Annotated in this window: 6 protein-coding genes; 5 read left to right on the top strand and 1 reads right to left on the bottom strand. The window is 64.3% G+C overall.

The window, feature by feature from the left end; genetic code table 11:
• The first annotated feature begins 151 nt into the window (after positions 1–151).
• A complete protein-coding gene (locus tag INE98_RS07615) occupies positions 152–1,084 on the top strand; it encodes a phytanoyl-CoA dioxygenase family protein (protein ID WP_293537887.1) in 933 nt (310 codons plus the stop codon).
• Between the two features lie 78 nt (positions 1,085–1,162).
• On the opposite strand, the gene INE98_RS07610 is transcribed toward INE98_RS07615, so the two are convergent.
• On the bottom strand, positions 1,163–2,149 hold the full coding sequence (locus tag INE98_RS07610) for an AraC family transcriptional regulator (protein ID WP_293537885.1): 987 nt from the start codon (positions 2,147–2,149) through the stop codon (positions 1,163–1,165).
• A 149-nt stretch (positions 2,150–2,298) separates the two neighbouring features.
• On the opposite strand from INE98_RS07610, the gene INE98_RS07605 reads away from it, so the two are divergent.
• From INE98_RS07605 to INE98_RS07590, 4 genes are all read left to right on the top strand, one after another.
• Positions 2,299–3,510 (top strand): amidohydrolase family protein, encoded by a 1,212-nt coding sequence (locus INE98_RS07605; RefSeq protein ID WP_293537883.1) that lies wholly within the window; start codon positions 2,299–2,301, stop codon positions 3,508–3,510.
• Between the two features lie 58 nt (positions 3,511–3,568).
• Positions 3,569–4,510 carry an MBL fold metallo-hydrolase gene (locus INE98_RS07600; RefSeq protein ID WP_293537881.1) on the top strand — a complete coding sequence of 314 codons (942 nt, stop codon included), beginning with the start codon at positions 3,569–3,571 and terminating at the stop codon, positions 4,508–4,510.
• Between the two features lie 17 nt (positions 4,511–4,527).
• A complete protein-coding gene (locus INE98_RS07595; protein WP_293537879.1) occupies positions 4,528–4,992 on the top strand; it encodes a hypothetical protein in 465 nt (154 codons plus the stop codon).
• A gap of 39 nt (positions 4,993–5,031) precedes the next feature.
• On the top strand, positions 5,032–5,501 hold a 470-nt coding region (locus tag INE98_RS07590; RefSeq protein ID WP_293537877.1), incomplete at its 3' end, for a DEAD/DEAH box helicase.

Here is a 5,501-nt window from a genome sequence, read left to right as displayed (position 1 = left end):
CCCCGCCCTATCCCTCCGGCCTGCACGCCCTGCGCTACGGCTGGCGCCTGATCCAGGCCTCGCCCCTGTTGCCTCACGCCCGGGGCGATGAGTTCGACCTCGCCTACCTCAAGTACGAATTCCTGTTCGAGCAGATCGTGGAGACCCGCCCATGAACGACCTGCCCCTGCTGTCCGCCGAGGCCATGGCCAGCTTCGCCGCCCGCGGCTTCCTGCGCTTCGACGCTGCTGTACCAGAGGACATCAACCGACAGTTCCTGGAGGAGATGGGCGACATCGATCCACCCCGCCCTGGCCAGAAGATGAGGCGCACCTACGGCGAGATGCTGGCGCGGGCCGGCGTGCCGCAGACCCCGGCGGGCGTGCCCCTGGCGCAGGCCTATCCCGACGGCTCGGCCCTGAAGCGCCTCCTTGACCTGCCCCTGGTGGCGGGCGCCATCCGCAGCCTGGTGGGCGAGGACCCGGTCTTCGATCACCACTTCCTGCACGTCACCTTCCCGCCCGCCTACCACGAGGCCAGCGGCGGGGAGAACGTGTCCCAGCACTACCACCAGGACTCCACCATCGATCCCAGGCGGGCCTTCGACATCCAGATCATGTACTACCCGCACGCGGTGACCCGGGAGATGGGGGGCACGCGCTTCCTGCCCGGCAGCCACCTGCGCAAGGTCAGCGAAGCGGCCATCGCCCGCTACCAGAACATCCGCGGCCAGCAGCACATGGTCTGCGAGGGCGGGACCCTGCTCTTCCTGCACTCCGGCATCTGGCACGGGGGCGGGGTGAATGTGTCCGACCGCACCCGGACCATGTTCAAGGTGCGCATCAATCCCTCGCGCTCCCAGGTCCGCCAGTTCGACGTCTCGACCCTGAAGCCCCAGGAGACCCAGCGGCCCATCTTCTACCTGAAGGGCCCCCTGCCCCCGTCGGTGGAGCAGATCCTGATGACCCCGGAACCCTGGCACGAGAACGACACCGGCCGGCTGGAGCTTCTGAACCGGGTGAAGCTGTGGCGCTACCTGACCGGCGACCCGGACTACGACGCCGACTACTGGGCGACCCGGCTCGAGACCCTGGCGGACGCCTGAGGGGCGCCGGCGGCGGAACCGCTCCTGATCCCTCGGACGGCGGAATGGGACGTGCAGCGCCGAGGCCGGCGCACAGCTTCAATCCGCAGATCGTCCAGACAGGAGCCTTCGCCGGTACTCGCCCCCTGAACAGCCGAACCAGCGCCTGCAGGAACGACCAAAATTAGCGCTGTCGCTGTAGCCGAGGCGGTAACCGATCTCCTCGGCCGTGAGCGCCCCTTCCTTCAGGAGCATTTCGGCCCTGCCGCGGCGGGCATCGTCGACCAAACTCCGATAGCTGGCGCCCACCTCGCCTAGTCGCCGCACCAGCGTTCGGCTTGAGATCCGCAAGGCGCTCGCCATTTCGGGCAGAGCGGGCATCTCCTCCGCCGCCGACAGGCGCTGCCGTACTTGCGCGACCAATGCGCCTTCCGTGTCGATGGCGTGCGCCAGGCGCTGCAGTTGACCCCTGGCGAGTTGGAAGAGCTCCGGGTCCGCCAGGGGGGATCTCTTGGTCAGCATCCAAGGATCGAATGATAGTGATGTCTCTCTGCAGGAAAAATTAAGCTCGCCCATTAGAAATTCAGGATATCTATCGGCGTAATCCGGAGCCGGAAAGAATGTCTCTATGGATATGGATCTGGAACTCGGTCCAATAAAATTCCGAAGCGTGCTTTGAATTCCAACCAACGTGGCCTCATGGATGGGCAGGATACAAGCCTCATCCAGTATTCCCGTGTCGATGAATCTCAGCATGATCCGCGGAGAATGACGACAGATCGCGAACCGAATGAATGGCGTCCGCACGTGGCCATAACTGGCGATCAAATCCAGCGCGTCTGAGAGCGTCGCTGCGCTCTGGACGCCTACGCCGAGCGGTCCGTGAGCGGCGGAGTCGAAGAGCGCGCCCAGCTTCAGCCCCCAGCCGGGTGGAAGGACAGAGGCAAGCTTGCTGAGCTGAGCGGCCTGCTGACGGACGTCGATGACGGGAGAGTCCGGATCGCGACCGCCTGCGCCCAGCGCCTCTCTTACCTCTGGCGACGCCCCCCACTCCCGCAGGACGAGTGCGGAATAGGAACTCGGCATGGGAAGGGCTGACGCTGGCAAGGTCATGGCCTGAAATGACCAGAATCCGGCGGGTTGTCCACTGGCCGGGCGGACCTGGGACACGAGATGCTCGCCATAGAGCGAACGCGACTTGGATCTGGACGTCTCGAACCCGGGGGTACAACACCATGAAGCCGATAAACTACCATCTGAGAGCCACTCTGCTGCCGGAAGGGCGACAGCAGACTGACCTGTGGATCGTGAATGGCCGCTTCACATTCTCCCCAGCGCCAGACGCCGTCTCATTACCCTGCGCCTTCATGGCTCCCGGCCTTGTTGATGGACATGTCCATCTGTCTCTCGATTTCGCCAACACCGGGCTGAAACCCCACAGTCCGGACCTCGTTCTTCACAATGCCCAGCGCCATCTCCGCTCGGGCGTGACGGCCTTGCGAGACGCCGGTTACGTGCAGCAACTCAACCTCTCCGACGTTGAGCTCCCGCCGATGCCCATCATCCTGCGGAGCGGCTGGATGCACGTACCCGAAGGTCGCTTCTTCCCCGGGGTGGATGTCGGCAAGTCAACCGCTCCGGATGAGCTTCTCGCGCGCTTCGAGGAGGTGGCGGCGCATGGCCTTAAGTGGTTCAAGATCATCGCTGATTTTCCAGGTCCGGAGATGGACCTCTTCCAAGCGCCGCTGACCTATCCCCTCGAGATTGTCCGCAGTGTCGTAGAGGCGGCCCACAAGGCAGGTGTTCGGGTTCTCGCCCACAGCACGGGATCAAATGTCTCTGAGATCGTGGCGACCGGCGTCGACTCCATTGAGCATGGGTCAAACATCACGCCGGACGTGGTGCGCGAAATGGCGGCGCGCGGAACCCAGTGGTGTCCGACGATCGCCACCGTTGAAGGATTCCTGAAGGCTGCAGAGACAAAGGGCCTGCCGGGCGCAGTCCGGGAGGCCTACTCCCGACGGACGCAGGACGCCCTTGAGACGGCGATCGCCTTGGGCGTGCCGGTGTTGGTCGGATCCGACGAACTTCCGCATGGCCGAATTGACCTCGAGATTGACGCCATGGTGCGACATGGCCTGAGCGTGGATGAGGCCCTGCGGTCGGCGACCACCGTCGGGCGTAAGGCCCTAGACCTTCCCGGCGTCGAGGAAGGGGCGCCGGCCGACATGGTGTTGTGGGAAACCGACCCGCGCTCGGATCTTTCGCGCCTGTCTTCGCCTACTCATGTCCTGGGCAACGGCGTCCTTGTTGACCTGACGCAGGTCGATATCGGGCAAGGGTTAGCGCAGTCCCTGCGAGAACGCATGGGCGATAGGTCCTTCGAGCAACAGGCCAAGGATGACGCCTGCGTCTTTGCCGCATCTCATGACCACAAGCATGGGTAGGCGCGATACCTCCCCGGCCGCTCAAGTCGTGGAATGCGACTCCCTCGACGTCCATGTCTTGCTCGACAACACGACCGATCTGACCTCGAGTTCCGGTTCGATGGTGACCTCGCACCTCGGCAACGCCCTCCGCCGGCGACCTCGGTTTGGACTGACCGGAACGTGCCTCTGTTGTGCGAACTGGGGATTATCCCTGGCGCTCGACATCCAGGCCAATGGCGAAACAAGGCGCGTAATGTTCGACGCCGGGCCGGATTGCGAGAGCCTGAGGCGCAATGCGCGGATTCTGGCTTACGACCTGACGCAGTTCGATGCGGTCGTGCTCTCACACGGGCACTGGGATCACGCTGGGGGACTGACCGAGCCCTTCACGCAGCAGAGGCGGCGATCCACCGTCAAGGTCACCGAGTTTCACGCGAACCATTCGATGTTCGTCCGGCGCGGGATGCGAACGGCGCCGGACAGGGTTGTTCCCTTCCGCTCCCCTCCCTCGCCCGAACGGCTTCGGGGGTTGGGGGCAAAGCTAATCATCGAAGAGACCGCGAGGGTCCTGGCTGACGGATACGCTTACCTCAGTGGCGAAATCCCACGCCTGACCGAGTACGAAGTGGGACTTCCGGGGCACGTCGCCATGCGGCCGAAGTCATCGGAATGGACCGACGACCCCTTGATCCTGGATGAGCGCTGGCTCGCGGTAAAGGTGCGAGACAAGGGCGTGATTGCATTCTCCGCATGCTCGCACGCGGGTGTCGTCAACGTCCTTCGGCACGCCAGGACGGTCTTTCCGGATATACCTCTATTCGCAGTGATGGGAGGGCTGCATCTCTCCGGACAGCCGAACGAGCAGATCATTGATCGCACGGTGGAGGATCTGGCCGACTTCTCGCTGGAGCGCATCATACCCGGCCATTGCACCGGTTGGCGCGCCATCACTGCGCTGGCGCAGCGATTTGGAGATCGGGTCACACCGCTCTCAGTTGGCCAAACCCATCGTTTCTGAGGAAGAGGATGACCTCCATGCGTGTTTCATCTGACCAGACGCTTTCCAGGCCCTGGGAGGTCTTGCTGCAGGCGACGCTGGCGGGACTGACAGGAATGGGACTACTCCTGTTGCTAGCCCCCTCGATCGGCGAGAAATTCTTCTATCTCGTCTACTATGGCGCTCTACAGCCGCCTGAACCCTTCTCCGATGAAGCCCACAGGTACATCCGTTTCGCTCACGGGGTTCTGGGCGCCATGATGCTGGGGTGGATGGTGCTGATCCACCGGCTGGCGCGGATCTCTCCCTACGGTCCGCCAGCTTCAAACTGGACGCTGATCCGTGTTTCGATCGGGACCTGGTTCGTGATCGATACGACATTCTCGGTCATTCACGGCGTTTACGGAAACGTGTTGCTCAACCTCGCATGTGCGATCGGGATACTGGTTCCCCTGCACTTCGGCTTGCGCGCACCCGCGAAGGCAGAGCGGACCCCGGACTGACCCCCTCGAAACGTAACGGGAACATGCTAGAACCCCGGCATGGCCGACGCCGCCGCGGATTCCCCTCTTCTGCCCCCCCGCTTCGCTGACTGGTTCGCAGCGCAGGGCTGGTCGCCGCGCGCCCACCAGCTGGAGATGGTCGCCCGGGCGCAGGCGGGCCGTGACGCCCTGCTGATCGCCCCGACGGGCGGCGGCAAGACCCTGGCCGGCTTCCTGCCCACCCTGGTGGAGCTGGAGGCCCGCCCCCGCAGCGAGCGGCGGGGGGTTCACACGCTCTACATCTCGCCGCTCAAGGCCCTGGCCGTGGACGTGGAGCGCAACCTCGCCCGGCCGATCCGGGAGATGGGGCTGGACATCACCGCCGAAAGCCGGACGGGCGACACCGGCGTCGCACGACGGCAGAGGCAGAAGGTGCAGCCCCCCGACATCCTCCTGACCACGCCCGAGCAGCTGGCCCTATTCTGCGCCTGGGAGGGCTCGCGCCTCTATTTCGAGGACCTGGCCTGCGT

The organism is Phenylobacterium sp., assembly GCF_020253645.1.
Lineage (GTDB): Bacteria > Pseudomonadota > Alphaproteobacteria > Caulobacterales > Caulobacteraceae > Phenylobacterium.
The sequence above is the reverse complement of the archived record's forward strand: the minus strand, read 5'-3'. Positions and strand labels throughout refer to the sequence as shown.

Excerpts from the sequence above, each read along its gene's own strand:
- INE98_RS07615 (WP_293537887.1), top strand. The coding sequence starts at position 152 with ATGAACGACCTGCCCCTGCTGTCCGCCGAGGCCATGGCCAGCTTCGCC.
- INE98_RS07610 (WP_293537885.1), bottom strand. The coding sequence starts at position 2,149 with ATGCCGAGTTCCTATTCCGCACTCGTCCTGCGGGAGTGGGGGGCGTCG.
- INE98_RS07605 (WP_293537883.1), top strand. The coding sequence starts at position 2,299 with ATGAAGCCGATAAACTACCATCTGAGAGCCACTCTGCTGCCGGAAGGG.
- INE98_RS07595 (WP_293537879.1), top strand. The coding sequence starts at position 4,528 with ATGCGTGTTTCATCTGACCAGACGCTTTCCAGGCCCTGGGAGGTCTTG.